Below are 18,097 nucleotides of genomic sequence, written 5' to 3'. Positions count from 1 at the left end.
GCGCGCGGCGCCGAGAGGCCTCATGATGAGGGGGCCGGATCTGCACCTGCGGGCCGACGGCGCGATCGCCATGCTGTGCTGGGCGGCCCTGGCCGGCGTCGGCGGCGCCGGGGTGACGATTGCCTTTCATGCCGGCATCCATGGGGTCCAGTGGCTGCTCGCCGGGCATTCGGGGGCCATCACCGAAGTGATGCGCGATCTGCCCTGGTGGCTGCGGCTCCTGGCGCCCGCCATCGGCGGCCTGTGTGCCGGAGGGCTGCTGGTGGCCGCCCGGCGCGTGTCGCGTGACGCGAATTCCGACTATATGGAGGCCGTGGCCATCGGCGACGGGCGGATGTCCGTGCGCCAGGGCCTGCTGCGCTCACTATCCTCCCTGTGCACGGTCGCCACGGGCGGCTCCATTGGCCGCGAGGGCGCCATGGTGCACCTGGCCGCCCTGTGGGGCTCGGTGCTGGGCCGGCTGTTGCGCCCGGATACGGCGCGCCTGCGCCTGCTGGTGGCCTGCGGGGCGGCGGCCGGGGTGTCGGCCGCCTACGGCGCGCCCATCGCCGGCGCCGTGTTCGTGGGCGAGATCATCCTCGGGTCCATGTCTTTCCAGAATTTCGGCCCGTTGCTGGTGGCGGCCGCTGTGTCGAATCTGCTCATGCGGCTGAGCGGCCACTACGTGGCGCTTTACGCCATGCCCGGCCTGGAGGCCGTGCCGGCGGCCCTGCTGCTGCCCAGCCTGGCCCTGGGCATCCTGGCCGGCGTGGGGGCGCCGCAGTTCCTGCGTTGCATCCACGGGGTGAAGTCGCTGTTCGGGCGCGCCGGCCTGCCGCTGCCTCTGAGCCTGGCCCTGGGCGGGTTGCTGCTGGGGGGCGTGCTGACCGGCATGCCGCAGATGGCGGGCAATGGCTATAGCGTCGTCGTGTCCCTGCTGCACCAGCCCCAGGCCTGGCAGATGGTGTTGTGGATCCTGCTGTGCAAAGTCCTGGCTACGGCGCTCACGGCCGGCTCGGGCGCCGTGGGCGGGGTGTTCACCCCGACCCTGTTCGTCGGCGCGGCGCTGGGCACGCTGTTCGCCCAGGGGCTGGGGGATGTCTGGCCCGCGCTGGCGGGCCACGGCACGGTCCTGACCCTGGTCGGCATGGGGGCCTTCCTGGCATCCGCGACCAGCGCGCCCTTCATGGCGATTCTGATGATCTTCGAGATGACGCTCAGCTACCAGATGGTGCTGCCGCTGGTGCTGGCCTGCGTGGCGGCATATTTCGTGTCGCGCGGCCTGGCCCAGGCGGTGATGTACCAGGTCACCCTGCGCCACGAGGACAACCAGGCGCTGCGCCAGCGTCTGCGCCACGACCGGCTGGATAGCCTGATGCGGCCGGCGGAAACCGTGATCCGTACGGACGCGCCCGTGCGCCGCGCCCAGGAGATGTTCCTGGACTACCCGGTGAAGTACCTGTATGTGACCGACGCCGAGGGCGCCTGGCAGGGTGTGATCGCCCAGCAGGATCTGACCCGCATGATGCTGGCCGAGACCGACGTGCAGTCCAAGACTTGCGGCGAGGTGCTGCGTCTGGACTTCGTCAGGCCCCTGTATCCCGACCTGAGTCTGGACGAGGCCCAGGCGCGGTTCAGCGCCTTCCAGGGGGAACGACTGCCGGTGATCAGCCGCGACCGGCCCGCCTTGCTGTTGGGGGTGGTCTACAAGTCCGATCTGCTGGAACGCTATTCGCAATTGAAGCGGGCCCTGGGGGATTTCTGAGCGAGTCGCCGCGCCGGGATCGGTGGTGACGGCCGGACGTGCCGCAGGGATGGCATAATCCCGGTACTGGATATCGACACAGTCTTTTCATGGCCATCCAAGCAGATTCCCTCTCGGCGCGCCCGCCCGAACCCCGTCTGGTGACGCCGGACGTGGCTTCGCGCGCCGAAGACTCCGTCGAACGCGCCCTGCGGCCCAAGTCCCTGGGCGACTACGTCGGCCAGCGGCGGGTGCGCGAACAGCTGGACATCTTCATCGCGGCGGCCCGACAGCGCGGCGAATCGCTGGACCACGTGCTGCTGTTCGGTCCGCCGGGCCTGGGCAAGACCACCCTGGCGCACATCGTGGCCCATGAAATGGGCGTGCAGTTGCGCCAGACTTCCGGTCCGGTGCTGGAACGCCCCGGCGACCTGGCCGCCATGCTGACCAACCTGGAACGCAACGACGTCCTGTTCATCGACGAGATCCACCGCCTGTCGCCGGTGGTCGAGGAAATCCTCTACCCCGCGCTGGAGGATTTCCAGATCGACATCCTGATCGGCGAAGGCCCCGCCGCCCGCAGCGTGAAAATCGACCTGCAGCCCTTCACCCTGGTGGGGGCGACCACGCGCGCCGGCATGCTGACCAATCCGCTGCGCGACCGCTTCGGCATCGTGTCGCGGCTGGAGTTCTATTCGGCCGACGAACTGGCCCACATCGTGCGGCGCAGCGCCGGCCTGCTGGGCGCGGATGCGACCGACGACGGCGCCGCCGAGATCGCCCGCCGCTCGCGCGGCACGCCGCGCATCGCCAACCGCCTGCTGCGCCGGGTGCGCGACTACGCCGACGTGCGCGCGGGCGGGCGCATCGACACCGCCACCGCCCAGGCGGCGCTGGCCATGCTGGAAGTCGATCCCCAGGGTCTGGACCTGATGGACCGCAAACTGCTCGAAGCCATCGTGCACAAATTCGACGGCGGCCCCGTGGGCGTGGACAGCCTGGCCGCCGCCATCGGCGAGGAACGCGACACGATCGAGGATGTCATCGAGCCCTACCTGATCCAGCACGGCTACCTGCAGCGCACCCCGCGCGGCCGCATGGCCACGCGTCGCTGCTGGCTGCACCTTGGGTTGAAGGCCCCGGCGGGCGGTGCGGAGCCGGAACTGTTCTAGCGTTCCGCCGCGTCAATCCCGGATCTGCCCCACGCAGGCCACCACATCGGGGCCGTAGGTTTCCAGCTTGCGCGCGCCCACGCCGCTGACGCCGGACAGGGCGTCCAGACTGTCGGGGTTGCGCAAGGCGATCTCCCGCAGCGTGGCGTCGTGAAAGATCACGTAGGCCGGCACATTGTGTTCGCGCGCCGTGCGCGCGCGCCAGGCGCGCAGGTGCTCGAAGCGCGCCAGGGCATCGGGCGGCAGGGCGTCCAGTTGCGCCGCCGTGGTCGTGCGCTGGCGGCCTGGCTTGGCGCGCTTGGTCGCCACGGGGCGCAGCATCAGGGTGCGCTCGCCCTTCAGCACCGCGCGGCTGGCCTCGGTCAGCGCCAGGGTGCCGTAGCCTTCCAGGTCCACCGTCAGCAGGCCCAGGGCCAGCGCCTGGCGCAGGATGCCGCGCCAGGCGTCCACCGACAGGTTCTCGCCCACGCCGAAGACGCTGAGCGTGTCGTGCCCTTGCTGCTTGACGCGATCGGTCATCTGGCCGCGCAGGATGTCGATCAGGTGACCGCCGCCGAATCGTTGTCCGCGCTCGCGCATCAGGCGATAGACGGTCGACAGCAGCTTTTGCACGGCCACGGTGCCGTCCCAGGCGGCGGGCGGCTCCAGGCAGGTGTCGCAGTTGCCGCAGGGTTCGATCGTCTGGCCGAAATAGGCCAGCAGATCCTGGCGCCGGCAGGTGACGGTCTCGCACAGGGCCAGCATGGCATCCAGTTGCCGCATCTGGCGGCGCTGGTGCAGGGCGTTGCCGTCCGAATCGTCGATCATGCGCCGCTGCTGCACCACGTCCTGCAGGCCGTAGGCCAGCCAGGCGTCGGCGGGCAGGCCGTCGCGCCCCGCGCGTCCGGTCTCCTGGTAGTAGCCTTCGACGGACTTGGGCAGGTCGATATGGGCGACGAAACGCACGTCGGGTTTGTTGACGCCCATGCCGAAGGCGATGGTGGCGACCATGACGATGCCGTCCTCGCGCAGGAAGCGCGCCTGGTGTTCGGCGCGTGTCCGGGCGTCCAGGCCGGCATGGTAGGGCAGGGCGTCGATGCCGCTGCGTGCCAGGAATTCCGCCGTCTGTTCGACACGCGCGCGCGACAGGGCATAGACGATGCCGCATTCCCCGGCGTGCTCGGCGCGGATGAAGTCCAGCAACTGGCGCCGCACCTCGTGCTTTTCGACGATGCGGTAGCGGATGTTGGGCCGGTCGAAACTGGCGACGAACTGGGGGGCTTCGTCCAGCGACAGGCAGGCGACGATGTCGGTGCGCGTGGCGGCGGTGGCGGTGGCGGTCAGGGCGACGCGCGGCACGCCGGGCCAGCGCTCGGCCAGCAGCTTCAGTTCCTGGTATTCCGGCCGGAAGTCGTGTCCCCACTGGGACACGCAGTGCGCCTCGTCGATGGCGAACAGGGCGACGCGCCCGCCATCCAGCATGTCCAGGCAGCGGGGGGTCAGCAGGCGTTCCGGGGCTACGTACAGCAGATCCAGTTCGCCGCGCAGAAAAGCGCGCTCGACCTCGCGGGCCTGGCCGGGCGTCTGCGACGAATTCAGGAAGGCGGCGCGCACGCCCAGTTCCAGCAGCGCGTCGACCTGATCCTGCATCAGGGCGATCAGCGGCGAGATGACCACGCCCGTGCCCGGGCGCACCAGGGACGGGATCTGGTAGCACAGGGACTTGCCGCCCCCCGTGGGCATCAGCACCAGCGCATCCCCGCCGCCGATGATGTGCTCGATGACGGCCTGCTGTTCGCCGCGGAAGGCGTCGTAGCCGAAGACTTCGCGCAGGGCTTCCAGGGCGTTCGCGTAGCGCGACGGTTCCACGGACGGCGGCGAGCGGCGGCCGCTGTCCGGGAAGTCCATCGGCCGGCCGTCCTCGTCCCAGAAGGGGATCGGATCCTCGTCGTGCATGCCGGTTCCGGCCTCAGCCTCGCGCCAAGGCCTTCAGGGCCTGACGGATGCCTTCGGACACGCTCAGCCCCTCCGGCAGGGCGCTCATGGCGCGGCGGGCCTCGGCGGCGGAATAGCCCAGGGCCTCCAGGGCGTTGAGCACATCGTTGCCGCCGGCGGCGGACGGCGACCCGTCCGGCCGCGCCGTGCCCGGCATGGCGCCAAGCTTGTCGCGCAGTTCGAGCAGCAGGCGCTCGGCGGTCTTTTTGCCGATGCCGGGCACTTTCACCAGTCGGCCGGATTCCTGGCGTTCGACCGCGTCGGCCAGATCGTCCACGCTCAGGCCCGAGAGCACGGCCAGCGCGGTGCGCGCGCCGATGCCGCTGACCTTGATCAGCGCCCGGAAGGCGGCGCGCTCGGCCGGCGTGGCGAAGCCGTACAGCACATGGGCGTCCTCGCGGATCGCCAGGTGGGTGTGCAGGGTCACGGTCTGGCCCGCGGGGGGCAGCTTGTAGAGCGTGCTCATGGGCACGTCGATCTCGTAGCCCAGGCCGCCGGCCTGGACGCAGACCGTGGGGGGGGACGATTCGATCAAGGTGCCGGTGATGCGGCCGATCATGGCGGACTCCGTCGTTCGGGGTGGGTGCGGGGGGCGTGCCGCGGGAGGGTGTCGCTGTCCATCAGGACACCAGCCGTCCGGTGCGCAGTCGCCGTCGGCCCGTAGACAAGGTCTCGGGCGCCAGTGCCTGCAATCGTCCGGCCAGGGGCGCGCAATGGGCATGGCAGATGGCGCAGGCCAGCGCGTCGGCGGCGTCGGGGGCGGGCTCGCCGTCCAGCGAGAGCAGATGGCGCACCATGGTCTGGATCTGTTCCTTGCTGGCGCGGCCGGTACCGACAACGGCCTTCTTGATCTGCAGCGCGGTGTATTCCTGGACGTCCAGGCCGCAGTCGGCCAGGGCGCACAGCGCCGCGCCGCGCGCCTGGCCCAGCAACAGGGTGGAGGCCGGGTTGGCGTTCAGGAAGACCTTTTCCAGCGCCGCCTGGTCGGGACGGACGTCGCGGGCGACCTCGCGCAGATTGTCCAGGATGACCTTGAGACGGCCGTGCAGGGGCAGGGCGGGCGGCACGACGATGGTGCCGCTGGCCACGTAGCGCAGCCGCGCGCCCTGGACTTCGATCGCGCCGAAACCCGTGCGTCGCAAGCCCGGATCGACTCCCAGGATGATCATCGGCGCCGGCCGATCAATGGCGGAAGTGGCGGGCGCCGGTGAAGACCATGGCGATGCCGCGTTCGTCGGCGGCCGCGATGACTTCGTCGTCCCGGATGCTGCCGCCCGGCTGGATGACGCAGGCCGCGCCCGCGTCGGCGACCACGTCCAGGCCGTCGCGGAACGGGAAGAAGGCGTCGGAGGCGACTGCGGAGCCCGCCAGCGTCAGGCCCGCTTTTTCGGCCTTGATCGAGGCGATGCGCGCCGAATCGATGCGGCTCATCTGGCCGGCGCCCACGCCCAGGGTCATGCCCTGACCGCAGAACACGATGGCGTTGGATTTCACGAAGCGGGCGACGTTCCAGGCGAAGAGCAGGTCGCGCATCTGTTCGGCGGTGGGCGCCAGGCGGGTGACGACGCGCACATCGGCTTCGGTGGCCTGGAGGATGTCCGGATCCTGCGCCAGCCAGCCGCCGCCGACGCGCTTGATGTCATAGGGGTTGTGGGCCGTGCCCAGCGGGACCTGCAGCACGCGCACGTTCTTCTTCGCGGCCAGCAGGCTCAGGGCGGCGCCGGTGTAGGCCGGGGCGATCAGGACTTCCAGGAACTGTTCGGAGACAGCCTGGGCGGCGGTCTCGTCGACCGGCGTGTTGAAGGCGATGATGCCGCCGAAGGCGGAGGTCGGATCTGTCTTGAAGGCCTGGCGGTAGGCGGCCAGCGCATCGGCGCCCAGGGCCACGCCGCAGGGGTTGGCGTGTTTGACGATGACGCAGGCGCCGGTCTGGAAGCTGCGCACGCATTCCCAGGCCGCGTCCGCGTCGGCGATGTTGTTGTAGGACAGTTCCTTGCCCTGGATCTGGCGGTATCCGGCCAGCAGGCCCGCGCCGACTTGTGCGTCGCGGTAGAAGGCGGCGCCCTGGTGCGGGTTTTCGCCGTAGCGCAGGGCCTGTTCGCGGCGCATCTGCACGGTCAGCACGCGCGGCCAGGTCTCGCGTTCCGGCACTTCGGCGGGCTCGGGTTCCCGCGCCGCCAGGCTGCTGAGATAGGCGGCGATGGCGCCGTCATAGGCGGCGGTATGGGCATAGACCTTGGCGGCCAGTTCCAGACGCAGGCCGTAGGACGGCTGGCGGGACGGACCGTCCATGTCCGCCAGCACACGCGGGTAGTCGGCCGGGTCGATCACCACAGTGACGCCGCCGCCGGTCGGGGAACCGTGGTTCTTCGCCGCCGAGCGCAGCATGGCCGGGCCGCCGATGTCGATGTTTTCGATGGCGTCGGCCAGGACGCAGTCCGGCTTCGCCACGGTTTGCTGGAAGGGGTACAGGTTGACCACCAGCAGATCGATGGGGGGGATGTCCTGCTCCTGCAGCGTGCGCAGGTGGGCGGGATCGTCGCGACGCGCCAGCAGGCCGCCGTGAATGCGCGGATGCAGGGTCTTGACCCGGCCATCCAGGATTTCCGGCGAGCCGGTGTGGGCGGCGACCTCGGTGACGTTCAGGCCGGCGTCGGCCAGCAGGCGGGCGGTGCCGCCGGTGGACAGGAGGGAAACCCCGCGCTGGGCGAGGGCCTGGGCGAATTCGACGATGCCCGATTTATCGGACACGGAGATCAGTGCGGTCTGGATGGTCATGTCGGCGGCGGAAAAGAAAAGGAAAACGGGCAGGCGGGCGCCGCGGCGCCTCAGGCCTGGATCTGGTGCGTCTGGAGTTTCTTGCGCAGGGTGCCGCGCGTGATGCCGAGCATGTCGGCCGCGCGCGTCTGGTTGCCCCCGGTGCGTTCCAGCGCGACTTCCAGGACGGTGCGCTCGACGCACAGGCCGACCATGGAGAGCATGTCGTGCGGAGTCGAGTCGCCCAGGTCTTCGAAATAGCGTTCGAGCTGTTCGCGGACAGCGTGTTCCAGGGGGGTGGTGGTGCTCATGTCGGATCGGTCGGAAAATCAGTGGTGGGAAGGCGCGGGTTCGAGGACGGCGTCGTCAGGCTGCTCGTCGAACCACCGCCGCAGTGCGTCGGACTGCTGCGCCGTGCTTTCCAGCGCCATGATGCGCGGCAGCAGCGTGTCCGCACCCGGCAGATCGGCCAGATACCAGCCAATGTGCTTGCGGGCGCTGCGTACGCCGGTGTGTTCGCCGTAGAAGGCGTAGTGGTCGTCCAGGTGGCCCAGCAGGTGTTCGCGCAGTTCGCCGTAGGTGGGCGGCGGCAGGTGAGTGCCGTGGGCCAGGTAATGGGCGATCTCGCGGAAGATCCAGGGCCGTCCCTGGGCGGCGCGGCCGACCATGATGGCGTCGGCTCCAGTGTAATCCAGGACGCGTCGGGCTTTCTCGGGCGAGTCGATGTCGCCGTTGGCGATCAGCGGAATGCGGATCTCCCGGCGGACTTCGCGCAGGGTGTCGTATTCGGCTTGTCCTGTGTACAGGTCGCATCGTGTGCGCCCGTGCAGCGTCAGGGCGGCGATGCCGCAGTCCTCCGCCAGGCGGGCGATGCGCACGGCGTTGCGGCTGTCGCGGTCCCAGCCGGTGCGCGTCTTCAGGGTGACCGGCACGCCCAGCGGAGCGCAGGCGGACACCACGCGGTCCAGGATGCGGGCGACCAGGGCCTCGTCGCGCAGCAGCGCCGAACCGGAGGCGACGTTGCAGACTTTCTTCACGGGACAGCCCATGTTGATGTCGATGATGCGCGCGCCCTTGCGGACGTTGAATACGGCCGCCTCGGCCAGCATGTCGGGGTCCGCCCCGGCGATCTGTACCGCCACGGGGTCGGGCTCGCCGTCATGGTTCAGGCGGCGCGCGGTCTTGACGCTGTCCCACAGGCGCGGGTTGCTGGCCGCCATTTCCGATACCGCGTAGGCCGCCCCCAGCGCCTTGCACAGGCGCCGGTAGGGGCGGTCGGTGACCCCCGCCATGGGAGCCACGCAGACGGGGTGGGGCAGGGTCCAGGATCCGATGCGCATGGCGGGCATTGTAGGTCGTCCGGTGCGGGAGTTGCGCGGCGCGCCTAGAGGCGCTGACCCTGCAGGAGGTGGCGGGCCAGGGGCTTGCGCAGCGCGGGCAGCAGGTCCAGTGCGGCCAGGCCCAGGCCGCAGGCGTGGCGCACCAGCGGATTGGCCGTGGCGAAAAGTCGCGGCAAGGTGTCGGTGATGCCCAGGGTCAGCGCGCGGTCCGCGCGTCGACGCCGGGCATGGCGTTCCAGCAGGGGCTGGACCGGGGCCTCCGGCGCCGCCAGCCAGGGCCGCAGCGTCTGGGTCAGCTGGGCCGCGTCGCGCAGGCCCAGGTTCAGCCCCTGGCCTGCGACCGGATGCAAGGTCTGGGCAGCGTTGCCCACGGCGACCAGGCCTTGGCCCAGCAGGCTGGGGCCGGCGTGCAGCGACAGGGGGAATGCGTGCGCCGCGCTCACCCGGCGCAGACGGCCCAGGCGATGGCCAAAGGCTGTCTGCAGCGTTGCGTCGAATGCGGCGTCCGGCAGGTCGCGCAGGACGTGGGCGCGTTCCGGTGGCACGCACCAGACCAGGCTGTAGAGGTCGTTGCCGGCCGGATGCGGCAACAGGGCCAGCGGGCCGGTGCGTGTGAAGCGCTCGAAGGCGCGGCCCGGCACCGGGGCGTCGGACCGAACGGTCGCCAGGACGGCGTGCTGGCCGTATTCGCGGCGCAGTCCCTGGGGCCGGCTGCCGTCGGACAGCAGCGCGAGGCGCGCGCTGCGCGGCCCGTCCGCCAACCGCAGCCGCACGGGCGAGCCCGCCAGGGGCCGGCGCGGCCGTTCCGGCACCAGCGAAACACCGGCGCGCCGCACAGCGGCGTACAAGGTGTCGAGGAGGTCGTCGTAAGCCACGACGCAGCCCAGTCGGGGAACCCCCATCTCGGCCTGGTCGATCAAGGTGCGGCCCAGATGTCCGGCCTGTGACACGTGCACGGTCAGGATGTCGGCGGCGCGCGCCGGCCAGGCGTCCAGGGTTTCCAGGAAGCGGCGGCTGCCGTGGTTCAGGGCCAGGGCGCGTGGATCGATGGCCTGTCCGGCCGGACGTGGCGAGGGTTCCGGGCCCACCAGTGCGATGCGTGCGGGGTCCGGGGCCGCGCCCGCCAGGCTCAGGGCCAGGGCGCAGCCGACCGGGCCGGATCCCAGGATGGCGGTGTCGTAGGTCGGAGGGGCCATGGCTGTTCGAACGGCGAAAAACGACCATTTTAGAATGCTTTAAACTAGCCGGATCGCATTATTCTGGATGAATCAGCCCGTCATGGACGTGCTCGCCTGGCTGCAGCCTTGGGAATTCTCGCCCGCTCTAGTGCTGGCCTTCGTGGCCTCGGCGTGGCTGTTCCTGCGCGGTCGCCGTGTCCATCGCGTCGGGGTCGTGCGCCAGTCGCTGTTCTGGCTCGGCTGGATCATGCTTTACCTGTCCATGCATACGCAACTGGACTACTACGCCGAGCGCATGTTCTTCATCCACCGCCTGCAGCACCTGGTCCTGCATCATCTGGGGCCGCTGCTGGTCATGAGCGCCTATCCCGGACAGGTCATGCGCGCCGGTCTGCCCCTGGCCTGGCGGGTGCGGCTGGCTGCGGCACGCCGAGCCGGCCCCGTGCGCGTCCTGGAATCCCTGGCGACGCATCGCTGGCTGGTGCCCCTGCTGTTTCTGCTGATGGTGCTGGTCTGGCTGGAGCCGACCGTGCAGTTCTATTCCATGCTCGACTGGCGGCTGTATCGGTTCATGAACTGGGCGGTGGTGATCACCGGGCTGATGTACTGGAACCTCATCCTGGACCGACGGCCCCGCCCCCCCGCCGCGATGTCGCCCGGCGGGCGGATTCTCTCACCCGTCTTCACCATGGCGCCGCAGATGGTCGCCGGAGCCGTCATCGTCTTCACCGAGCATGACATCTATCCTGTTTTCGACCTGTGCGGCCGCGCGTTGCCCGGTTTCAGCGCGCTGGACGACCAGGTGATCGGCGGGCTGATCATGTGGGTGCCGGCGGGCCTGATCGAGACCTTCGGGCTGCTGGTGGCGCTGGGCACCCTGATGCGGCTTTCGTCCCGCAACCGCCTGCCGCAGCCCCGACGGCGTCCGGCGGCCCGGCCCGCGGGCGCGGCCTGAGACGGCGACAGTCGTGGATGCGGGATTCGCCATGAAGACCTGGGTGCGCCGCGCGGGTGCGGGCCTGAGCCTGGCCGGCGCCCTGGCGGCCGGCGTGCCGTCCGCCTGGGGCCAGCCCATGGGGCTGCCCTCGATGGGCGCGGTTTCGTCGGCGGAACTGTCCCCCGCGGTGGAGCGCACCCTGGGCCAGGCCATCATGGAGCAGGGCCGTCAGGATCCCACCTATGTCGACGATCTGGATGTGAACCAGTACCTGACCGCGCTCGGCCGCCGGCTGGCCGCCCATGCGCCCCAGGCCCTGGCCCAGGACATCACCGTGTTCGCCGTGCGCGATCCCTCGATCAACGCCTTCGCCCTGCCGGGCGGCTACATCGGTGTCCACAGCGGGCTGGTGGTCGGTGCGCAGAGCGAATCCGAGCTGGCCAGCGTCCTGGCGCACGAAATCGGTCACGTCATGCAGCGCCACATCGCCCGGGGCATCGCCCAGCAGTCCCAGGGCACCGGCATCATGGTGGCCAGCCTGATCGGCGCCCTGCTGGCGGCCCTGGCCGGCCAGGGCGATCTCGCCATGGGGGTCGCCACCTTCGGCCAGGCCGCGGCCATCGACAGGCAGCTCGGTTTCTCCCGGGGCGCCGAGCAGGAAGCCGACCGGGCGGGGCTGCAGATGATGCGTCAGGCGGGTTTCGATCCCCAGGGCATGCTGGCCATGTTCCGCCGCCTGATGAATGCCTCGCGTCTGAACGAGGGCACGGGCGGCGGCTACGCTTCGACCCACCCGTTGTCCATCCAGCGCCTGTCGGACATCGAAAACCGGATCGAAGGCCAGCCTTCCGCGGCGGTGAAGCCCGATCCCGAATTCTGGTTCGTGCGCACCCGGCTGGCCTTGATCCAGGCACGCGACCATGCCGACCGGCAGCGTTTGCGGCAGACCTTGCACGGCGAGGCGCGTGATCTGCGGGGGCAGCGCCAGGCGGCCGCCCTGTTCGGCCTGGCCTCGCTGGACCAGGAGGACGGCGACCTGGCCGGCGCGCGCGCGCAACTGGAACGGGCGCAGGCCGCAGGGGCGGCGCCGCAACTGGACATGCTGGCGATCCGGCTGGCCGCCGCCCAGGGGCTGACGGCCGCCGTGGATGTTTCGGCCACCGCCTGGAAACGCTGGCCCCACAGCCAGGGGGTGGCCGAAGCGCGCGCCCACGCCCTGCAGAAGGCCGGCCAGGACAAGGCCGCCGCCGTTTTTCTCCAGGCCGCCGTCGAGCAATGGCCGGACACGCCGGAATTCCAGAAGCTGCTGGCGGCCAGCCTGCAGCGCCTGGGGCGCGAGGTCGAAGCCCATGAGGCCATGGCGAGTTATTTCGAGCAGACCGGCGCGTTGCCCACGGCGGTCGAGCATCTGCGACAGGCGCGCACCCTTTCGAAGGACTTCTATGTCCAGTCGCGGCTGGACATGCGCATCCGTGCGTTGCGCGAACGCCTGGACAACCAGCGCGCGCTGCTGGAGCCTTTCAAGAAATAGCCAGCGATCGGGGGTGGGTTCAGCGGCCTTGCCCGAAGAAACGCAGCAACCGCGCCGGCAGCCAGTGCAGGCTGCCCGGGAACATCCCCGTCACGAATCCTGCGTGCCCTCCCTGGGCCGGCTGGTGCAGCAGCACGTCGCCGGACGCGTCCCGGGATCCTGGCAACGAGGCCTCGGGCACGAGGGGGTCGTTGCGGGCGTTCAGCGCCAGGGTGGGCGTGCGGATCGATCGCAGCAGCGGCAGGCTGGCCGCGCGGGTCCAGTAGTCCAGCGCATTGAGGTAACCGTGCATGGGCGCGGTGTACAGGTCGTCGAACTCGCGCAGGGTTCGCATGCTCTGGGTGCGCGACACGTCCACGGAACCAGGAAATTCGCGGGCCTTGTCGAAGATCTTGCGGCGCATGCTGCGCAGGAAATAGCGCGAATACAGTTGCCGGCCCCAGGCGGTGTCCGACAGCCTCCGACCGCAGGTGGCCAGATCCATCGGGACGGATACCGCGGCCGCGGCGCGCAATCCATGGGGGGTGTCGCCCGATTCGCCCAGCAGCTTCAGCAGGGCGTTGCCGCCCAGGGAAATCCCGGCGGCATGGAGCGCGGCAGCGGGCAGACGCGCGCGGACGTGGCCGATGACGAAATCGATCTCGGCCGAGTCGCCGCTGTAGTAGGCCCGGGCCATGCGGTTGGGTACGCCGGAGCAGCCGCGAAAGTGTGCCGCCGCCACCACCCAGCCGGCGGCGCGGAAATCATGGGCGATGGCCTGCATGTACGGGCTCAGGCTGTTGCCCTCGAGGCCGTGGAACAGGACCAGGGCGGGGCCGTCGCCCGCCAGTGCGGCCCAGTCGGCGTCCTCGATCCAGCGTCGCGCCGCCGTGCCCACCAGGCCCGATACGTGCGGCGAGGCCTGGCCGTCGGGATGCCGGTTGGGGTTCAGGCGGGGGGCGCACCAATCCAGGTCGACGAAGTCGCCGTCCGGTGTGTCGACCCGCTCGCGCACGAAATGCAGGGTGGGGTGCTGGGCGCAAAGCGCCCCGTAGAGTGTCTGGGCGTGTCCGCCCGGCAGCCAGGCCGGCACGGGGCACGGGTTGGTGTCGATGCGCGCGCTCATGGCTCAGTGCAGGGTGCGGGAAGGGTCGGGGCGGTCGAGCAGTTCGGCCTCGCGGGGCGCCGCCGATGCGTGGTGCACGATCATCCGCCAGCCTTCCGGGCCTTTCTGGTAGATGTTGGTCGTGTAGAAGCTCAGGGTGTCCTTGCCACGCGGGGTGTCGACCATGATCTGTTCGATCAGCGTGTGGACCGCGTTCATGACGCCCGTCATGGCCTTGACCTGGGCCGGGAAGGCGCTGATCGGGCCGTTGGCGAAGATCTGTTTCCAGGCCTCCCGTACGGCCCGGGGGCCCAGGGTCCGCAGACCGCCCGGGTGGATGCAGACCACATCCTCGTCGTCGCTCCAGACGCGCATCATCAGAGCGGCGTCGCCCTGGCGCATGGCTTCGTAGAAGGCGTATTCCGCCTCTTCGGGCGTGGGAAACATGGGCCTAGTGGCCGTGTGCTTTTTCGCCCTCGCGCAGGGCGTAGCGGGTGCCGCAGTACTGGCAGCGGGCCACGTGGTTCTTGACGACTTCGATGTAGATGCGCGGGTGCTGGCTCCACAGGGGCGCCTTGGGGCCGGGGCAGTAGACCGGCAGGTCGTCGGCGCCGACTTCGACGATGTCCTGGTTGTGGGCGGTTTCGGGCACGCTGCTCATGGTGTTTCCTGGTAAGGGCCGGACGGGCGGGCCGTCCGGGTGGCGGGTTCGGAGAGGACTCAGACTTTGGAGAGCCAGTGGTGGTATTTCGGCGTCTTGCCGGACACCGCGTCGAAGAAGGCTTTCTGGATCTGGGCGGTGATCGGGCCGCGTTCGCCGGCGCCGATCTGGCGACCGTCGATCTCGCGGATCGGGGTGACCTCGGCCGCCGTGCCTGTGAAGAAGGCCTCGTCGGCGATGTACAGGTCGTCCCGGGTCAGCCGGCGCGATTCCACCCGCAGGCCCAGGTCGGCGGCGATCTGGTGGATGGAGGCGCGGGTGATGCCGGTCAGGGCGCAGGCGATGTCCGGTTCGTAGACCACGCCGTCGCGCACGATGAACAGGTTTTCGCCGGAGCCTTCGGCCACGAAGCCCTGGGTGTCCAGCAGGATGGCCTCGTCGTAGCCGTGGTCCAGGGCCTCGGCGTTGGCGAGGATGGAATTGGCGTAGGTGCTGGCGATCTTCGCGCGCGGCATGGTGACGTTGACGTGCTGTCGAGCGAAGGACGAGATCTTGACGCGGATGCCCTGTTTCAGGGCCTCTTCGCCCAGGTAGGCGCCCCAGGCCCAGGCGGCGATGGCGACGTGGACCGAGGCACCCTTGGGCGAGACGCCCATTTTTTCAGAGCCATAGAACACCAGCGGCCGGATGTAGCAGGATTCCAGTTCGTTGCGGCGCACGACCTCGATCTGGGCTTCGGAGATCGCCTCGCGCGAGAAGGGGATCTTCATCTGGTAGATATGCGCCGAATTGAACAGGCGCTTGGTGTGGTCTTCCAGGCGGAAAATCGCCGTGCCGTGGTCGGTGCGGTAGGCGCGTACGCCCTCGAAGACGGACAGGCCATAGTGCAGCGAATGCGTCAGCACGTGCGTGGTCGCGTCACGCCACGGCACCAGCTTGCCGTCGTACCAGATCACCCCATCTCGATCAGCCATGGACATCGCCGTCTCCCGGAATTTGTCAGGCGTTCATTGTACCAATTGCCCGGCACGCGGCGATGCACGCTAAAATAAGGGGTTCATGAACGCGTGGGGCCGGTTTTCCGGGTGCCTGCGCACCTTATCCGACGAATGACCGACTCCACCTCCCAAGACATCACCGCGCCCGAGGCGCCCGTTCCGTTCGCCCAGTTCGGCCTGCACCCCGGCATCATGCAGGCCATCGAGGCCACCGGCTACGTGTCCGCCACTCCGATCCAGGCCAAGGCCATTCCCATCGCCATGTCAGGGCGGGACGTCATGGGCGCCGCCCAGACCGGGACGGGCAAGACCGCCGCTTTCTCGCTGCCGATCCTGCACCGGCTGATGCCGTTTGCCAACAGCAGCGCATCGCCTGCGCGGCATCCCGTGCGCGCCCTGATTCTGACGCCCACGCGCGAACTCGCCGACCAGGTGCACGCCAACGTTGCCCAGTACAGCCGCTTCGTGCCCCTGCGCACGGCGGTGGTGTTCGGCGGGGTGGACATCCGTCCGCAGCGCGATCTGCTGCGCCAGGGCTGCGAAATCCTGATCGCCACGCCGGGCCGCCTGCTCGACCACGTCGAGCAGCGCAACGTCAACCTCGGACAGGTCGGCATCCTGGTGCTGGACGAGGCCGACCGCATGCTGGACATGGGTTTCCTGCCTGACCTGGACCGCATCATGCGGCTGTTGCCGCCGGGCCGCCAGGGCCTGCTGTTTTCCGCCACCTTCAGTCCGGAAATCCGCAAGCTCGGCCGCACTTTTCTGCGTACCCCGGTCGAAGTCGAGGTCGCACGCCCCAATGCCACGGCCGACACGGTCACCCAGATCGCCTATCCCCTGGAAGGCGAGGCCAAGCGCCGGGCCGTGGTCCATCTGGTCAAGTCCCGCAAGCTCAACCAGGTCATCGTGTTTTCCAACACCAAGATCGGCTGCAGCCGGCTGGCCCGCCAGCTGGAGCAGGACGGCGTGCGCGCCGAGTCCATCCACGGCAACAAGACCCAGATCGAACGCATGAAGGCGCTGGACGCCTTCAAGGCCGGCACACTGGAAGTCCTGGTGGCCACCGATGTGGCGGCGCGTGGCCTGGACGTCGCCGGCGTGCCCTGCGTGATCAACTACGATCTGCCGCGCAACGCGGAAGACTACGTTCACCGCATCGGCCGCACCGGCCGGGCGGGGGCCTCGGGCGAGGCCATCGCGCTGTTCGCGCCCGAAGAAGAACGCTATCTTCAGGACATCGAAAAGCTCATCAAGACCACGATCCCGCGCGGCGAACTCGAACTGCCGCGCAGCGTCGCCCGCCGCCGCCCGGTCGGGGGGCATCACGGGTCGTCCGTCCGGCATGCGCACGAGGCGCCGCTGGACGACTTCTTTACCCGGCCCTACGAGCCCGCCGCGGCCGCGCCGCGTCCCGAGGCCGAATCCCGTCCCGCCGCGTCGCCGACGCGGCGTCCCGTGGGCGTGCTGCTGGGCGGAAAATCCTCTTAGGGTGCGCAGGCACTAGTTCGCCAGGGCGTCCAGGCGGCCCGGACCGGCCGGCAGCACCGGCAGGGCCGACGCGCCGTCGATCAGGCGTCGCAATTGTTCGATGCGCGGCTGCAGCGCGCCCCAGTAGCGGGTGCCGTCCCGGTCCTGCACCAGGATCGTGGGAAAATTCTCGATGTCCTCGTCGCCCAGCCAGTCCGGGCTGTCCTCGACGTCCACCCACAGGAAGGTCCAGTCGGGATATTCGTCCGCCAGGGCTTCCAGCAGGGGGCGCCAGGCGTCGCAGGTGCGGCACCAGGCGGCGCAGTAGCAGGCCACGCGTCGGCCTGCGTCCGTGGCCAGCCGGTCGCGCAGGGCCTGGGGGGTGGCGTGCGGATCGAACAATTTCATGCAGACAGGCATCCCGTTCTTTGAATAAGATGATTGTATGGGTTCTCAAGGATCATTCCGCCATATGACGCATCAAGACCTCGCCCTGCGCGACCCCCGCTCCACCCATGGCCTGGCGCTGGTCGGACAGGCTTTCCGCCGTGCCGCCGCCAGCCAGTTGCACCCGCGCATGCTCGCGGCCCTGTTTCTGCCCTTCGTAATCGCCTTCCTGGGGGCGGTGCTGCTCCTGTGGTTTTTCTGGCAACCGCTGACTGGCTGGCTGGATCAGGAGGCTTCGTCCTGGGGGCTGTTCAACACTGTCGACGGCTGGCTGGTCGCGGTCGGCCTGTTTTCCCTGAAGCTGTGGCTGGTGCCGCTGATGGCGGCCGGGTTGCTGTTGCCCATGGCGGGCATCCTGGGGCTGGCGATTGCCGCCGTGTTCGTCATGCCCATCGCGCTGCATCATCTGGAACGCCGCGATTACCGGGGCCTGGACCGCCAGGGTCGCCACACCACGGCGCTGGGCATCTGGAATGCGATCTGGGTCGGAGCGCTGTTCTGTCTGGGGTGGCTGTTCACCATGCCGCTGTGGCTGATTCCTCCCATGGCGCTGGTGCTGCCGGTGTTCTGGTGGGCTTTCGCCTTGAACCGGATGCTGCGTGTGGACGCCATGATCGAACATGCCAGCCCGGCCGAACGCCGGTTGCTGTGGCGGCGTCACAATCGCCAGCTCTGGCTGATCGCGGCCTGTCTGGCTGTCGTGAACCTGATCCCGCTGTTCTGGCTGGTGATGCCGGTATTTTCGGCGCTGGTGTACGCCCATTTCTGTCTGGAAGCGATCCGCCGCCTGCGTGCCGAAACCGTCATAGATCTCTGACCCGGAAA

At 69.4% G+C, this 18,097-nt stretch carries 18 protein-coding genes; 6 read left to right on the top strand and 12 right to left on the bottom strand.

Annotated features, from left to right (window positions below; all coding sequences use genetic code 11):
• Positions 1-22: 22 nt before the first annotated feature.
• Both O4H32_RS11450 and ruvB read left to right on the top strand, forming a co-directional pair.
• A complete protein-coding gene (locus O4H32_RS11450; protein ID WP_269359282.1) occupies positions 23-1,744 on the top strand; it encodes a ClcB-like voltage-gated chloride channel protein in 1,722 nt (573 codons plus the stop codon).
• An 89-nt stretch (positions 1,745-1,833) separates the two neighbouring features.
• The gene (gene ruvB / locus O4H32_RS11445) at positions 1,834-2,895 is read left to right on the top strand and encodes a Holliday junction branch migration DNA helicase RuvB (RefSeq protein ID WP_269359281.1); all 1,062 of its coding nucleotides are present in this window, start codon (positions 1,834-1,836) and stop codon (positions 2,893-2,895) included.
• Between the two features lie 12 nt (positions 2,896-2,907).
• On the opposite strand, the gene recQ is transcribed toward ruvB, so the two are convergent.
• The 7 genes from recQ to O4H32_RS11410 all read right to left on the bottom strand — a co-directional run bounded on the left by recQ (position 2,908) and on the right by O4H32_RS11410 (position 10,162).
• A complete protein-coding gene (recQ, locus tag O4H32_RS11440; RefSeq protein WP_407932652.1) occupies positions 2,908-4,782 on the bottom strand; it encodes a DNA helicase RecQ in 1,875 nt (624 codons plus the stop codon).
• 61 nt (positions 4,783-4,843) lie between these two features.
• A complete protein-coding gene (gene ruvA, locus O4H32_RS11435) occupies positions 4,844-5,428 on the bottom strand; it encodes a Holliday junction branch migration protein RuvA (RefSeq protein ID WP_269359279.1) in 585 nt (194 codons plus the stop codon).
• A 61-nt stretch (positions 5,429-5,489) separates the two neighbouring features.
• Positions 5,490-6,038 carry a crossover junction endodeoxyribonuclease RuvC gene (gene ruvC, locus O4H32_RS11430; protein WP_269359278.1) on the bottom strand — a complete coding sequence of 183 codons (549 nt, stop codon included), beginning with the start codon at positions 6,036-6,038 and terminating at the stop codon, positions 5,490-5,492.
• Between the two features lie 13 nt (positions 6,039-6,051).
• Positions 6,052-7,647, bottom strand: coding sequence for a bifunctional phosphoribosylaminoimidazolecarboxamide formyltransferase/IMP cyclohydrolase (purH, locus tag O4H32_RS11425; RefSeq protein ID WP_269359277.1), 1,596 nt, complete (start codon positions 7,645-7,647; stop codon positions 6,052-6,054).
• Positions 7,648-7,697: 50 nt separating this feature from the next.
• The gene (locus O4H32_RS11420) at positions 7,698-7,937 is read right to left on the bottom strand and encodes a helix-turn-helix domain-containing protein (protein ID WP_269359276.1); all 240 of its coding nucleotides are present in this window, start codon (positions 7,935-7,937) and stop codon (positions 7,698-7,700) included.
• Positions 7,938-7,955: 18 nt separating this feature from the next.
• Positions 7,956-8,966, bottom strand: a complete 1,011-nt coding sequence (gene dusB / locus O4H32_RS11415) for a tRNA dihydrouridine synthase DusB (RefSeq protein ID WP_269359350.1) — start codon at positions 8,964-8,966, stop codon at positions 7,956-7,958.
• A 44-nt stretch (positions 8,967-9,010) separates the two neighbouring features.
• Positions 9,011-10,162 carry a Rossmann-fold NAD(P)-binding domain-containing protein gene (locus O4H32_RS11410; RefSeq protein ID WP_269359275.1) on the bottom strand — a complete coding sequence of 384 codons (1,152 nt, stop codon included), beginning with the start codon at positions 10,160-10,162 and terminating at the stop codon, positions 9,011-9,013.
• A gap of 82 nt (positions 10,163-10,244) precedes the next feature.
• Between O4H32_RS11410 and O4H32_RS11405 the strand changes: the two genes are divergently transcribed.
• Together O4H32_RS11405 and O4H32_RS11400 are read left to right on the top strand one after the other, a co-directional pair.
• Positions 10,245-11,099 (top strand): cytochrome c oxidase assembly protein, encoded by an 855-nt coding sequence (locus O4H32_RS11405; protein ID WP_269359348.1) that lies wholly within the window; start codon positions 10,245-10,247, stop codon positions 11,097-11,099.
• Between the two features lie 31 nt (positions 11,100-11,130).
• Positions 11,131-12,612 (top strand): M48 family metalloprotease, encoded by a 1,482-nt coding sequence (locus tag O4H32_RS11400; RefSeq protein ID WP_269359274.1) that lies wholly within the window; start codon positions 11,131-11,133, stop codon positions 12,610-12,612.
• A 19-nt stretch (positions 12,613-12,631) separates the two neighbouring features.
• Here O4H32_RS11400 and O4H32_RS11395 read toward each other — a convergent pair whose 3' ends face one another.
• Genes O4H32_RS11395 through O4H32_RS11380 form a run of 4 tightly spaced genes read right to left on the bottom strand, consistent with a single transcriptional unit; the run spans position 12,632 to position 15,337 of the window.
• Positions 12,632-13,717 carry a YheT family hydrolase gene (locus O4H32_RS11395; RefSeq protein ID WP_269359273.1) on the bottom strand — a complete coding sequence of 362 codons (1,086 nt, stop codon included), beginning with the start codon at positions 13,715-13,717 and terminating at the stop codon, positions 12,632-12,634.
• Positions 13,718-13,720: 3 nt separating this feature from the next.
• Positions 13,721-14,143 carry a YybH family protein gene (locus O4H32_RS11390; RefSeq protein WP_269359271.1) on the bottom strand — a complete coding sequence of 141 codons (423 nt, stop codon included), beginning with the start codon at positions 14,141-14,143 and terminating at the stop codon, positions 13,721-13,723.
• Between the two features lie 4 nt (positions 14,144-14,147).
• Positions 14,148-14,357 (bottom strand): zinc-finger domain-containing protein, encoded by a 210-nt coding sequence (locus O4H32_RS11385; protein ID WP_269359269.1) that lies wholly within the window; start codon positions 14,355-14,357, stop codon positions 14,148-14,150.
• Between the two features lie 59 nt (positions 14,358-14,416).
• Positions 14,417-15,337 (bottom strand): branched-chain amino acid transaminase, encoded by a 921-nt coding sequence (locus O4H32_RS11380; protein ID WP_269359267.1) that lies wholly within the window; start codon positions 15,335-15,337, stop codon positions 14,417-14,419.
• Positions 15,338-15,466: 129 nt separating this feature from the next.
• On the opposite strand from O4H32_RS11380, the gene O4H32_RS11375 reads away from it, so the two are divergent.
• Positions 15,467-16,846 (top strand): DEAD/DEAH box helicase, encoded by a 1,380-nt coding sequence (locus tag O4H32_RS11375; RefSeq protein ID WP_269359266.1) that lies wholly within the window; start codon positions 15,467-15,469, stop codon positions 16,844-16,846.
• Between the two features lie 12 nt (positions 16,847-16,858).
• Here O4H32_RS11375 and O4H32_RS11370 read toward each other — a convergent pair whose 3' ends face one another.
• The gene (locus O4H32_RS11370; RefSeq protein WP_269359264.1) at positions 16,859-17,233 is read right to left on the bottom strand and encodes a thioredoxin family protein; all 375 of its coding nucleotides are present in this window, start codon (positions 17,231-17,233) and stop codon (positions 16,859-16,861) included.
• Positions 17,234-17,297: 64 nt separating this feature from the next.
• Here O4H32_RS11370 and O4H32_RS11365 point away from each other — a divergent pair, with 64 nt between their 5' ends.
• Positions 17,298-18,089: an EI24 domain-containing protein gene (locus O4H32_RS11365; protein WP_269359262.1), complete on the top strand. Its 792-nt coding sequence runs from the start codon at positions 17,298-17,300 to the stop codon at positions 18,087-18,089.
• Positions 18,090-18,097 lie beyond the last annotated feature (8 nt).

It is taken from the genome of Castellaniella denitrificans (assembly GCF_027214045.1).
In the GTDB taxonomy this organism is placed as follows: Bacteria; Pseudomonadota; Gammaproteobacteria; order Burkholderiales; family Burkholderiaceae_B; genus Castellaniella; species Castellaniella denitrificans_A.
Note: the sequence above shows the minus strand (reverse complement) of the source record. Positions and strands in the feature narration are given on the sequence as shown.

Coding starts and splice junctions, on each gene's coding strand:
- O4H32_RS11400 (WP_269359274.1), top strand. CDS start 11,131: ATGAAGACCTGGGTGCGCCGCGCGGGTGCGGGCCTGAGCCTGGCCGGC.
- recQ (WP_407932652.1), bottom strand. CDS start 4,782: ATGGACTTCCCGGACAGCGGCCGCCGCTCGCCGCCGTCCGTGGAACCG.
- O4H32_RS11385 (WP_269359269.1), bottom strand. CDS start 14,357: ATGAGCAGCGTGCCCGAAACCGCCCACAACCAGGACATCGTCGAAGTC.
- O4H32_RS11365 (WP_269359262.1), top strand. CDS start 17,298: ATGACGCATCAAGACCTCGCCCTGCGCGACCCCCGCTCCACCCATGGC.
- O4H32_RS11395 (WP_269359273.1), bottom strand. CDS start 13,717: ATGAGCGCGCGCATCGACACCAACCCGTGCCCCGTGCCGGCCTGGCTG.
- O4H32_RS11420 (WP_269359276.1), bottom strand. CDS start 7,937: ATGAGCACCACCACCCCCCTGGAACACGCTGTCCGCGAACAGCTCGAA.
- O4H32_RS11380 (WP_269359267.1), bottom strand. CDS start 15,337: ATGTCCATGGCTGATCGAGATGGGGTGATCTGGTACGACGGCAAGCTG.
- O4H32_RS11370 (WP_269359264.1), bottom strand. CDS start 17,233: ATGAAATTGTTCGATCCGCACGCCACCCCCCAGGCCCTGCGCGACCGG.
- ruvA (WP_269359279.1), bottom strand. CDS start 5,428: ATGATCGGCCGCATCACCGGCACCTTGATCGAATCGTCCCCCCCCACG.
- O4H32_RS11375 (WP_269359266.1), top strand. CDS start 15,467: ATGACCGACTCCACCTCCCAAGACATCACCGCGCCCGAGGCGCCCGTT.
- ruvC (WP_269359278.1), bottom strand. CDS start 6,038: ATGATCATCCTGGGAGTCGATCCGGGCTTGCGACGCACGGGTTTCGGC.
- purH (WP_269359277.1), bottom strand. CDS start 7,647: ATGACCATCCAGACCGCACTGATCTCCGTGTCCGATAAATCGGGCATC.
- O4H32_RS11450 (WP_269359282.1), top strand. CDS start 23: ATGATGAGGGGGCCGGATCTGCACCTGCGGGCCGACGGCGCGATCGCC.
- O4H32_RS11390 (WP_269359271.1), bottom strand. CDS start 14,143: ATGTTTCCCACGCCCGAAGAGGCGGAATACGCCTTCTACGAAGCCATG.
- ruvB (WP_269359281.1), top strand. CDS start 1,834: ATGGCCATCCAAGCAGATTCCCTCTCGGCGCGCCCGCCCGAACCCCGT.
- dusB (WP_269359350.1), bottom strand. CDS start 8,966: ATGCGCATCGGATCCTGGACCCTGCCCCACCCCGTCTGCGTGGCTCCC.
- O4H32_RS11410 (WP_269359275.1), bottom strand. CDS start 10,162: ATGGCCCCTCCGACCTACGACACCGCCATCCTGGGATCCGGCCCGGTC.
- O4H32_RS11405 (WP_269359348.1), top strand. CDS start 10,245: ATGGACGTGCTCGCCTGGCTGCAGCCTTGGGAATTCTCGCCCGCTCTA.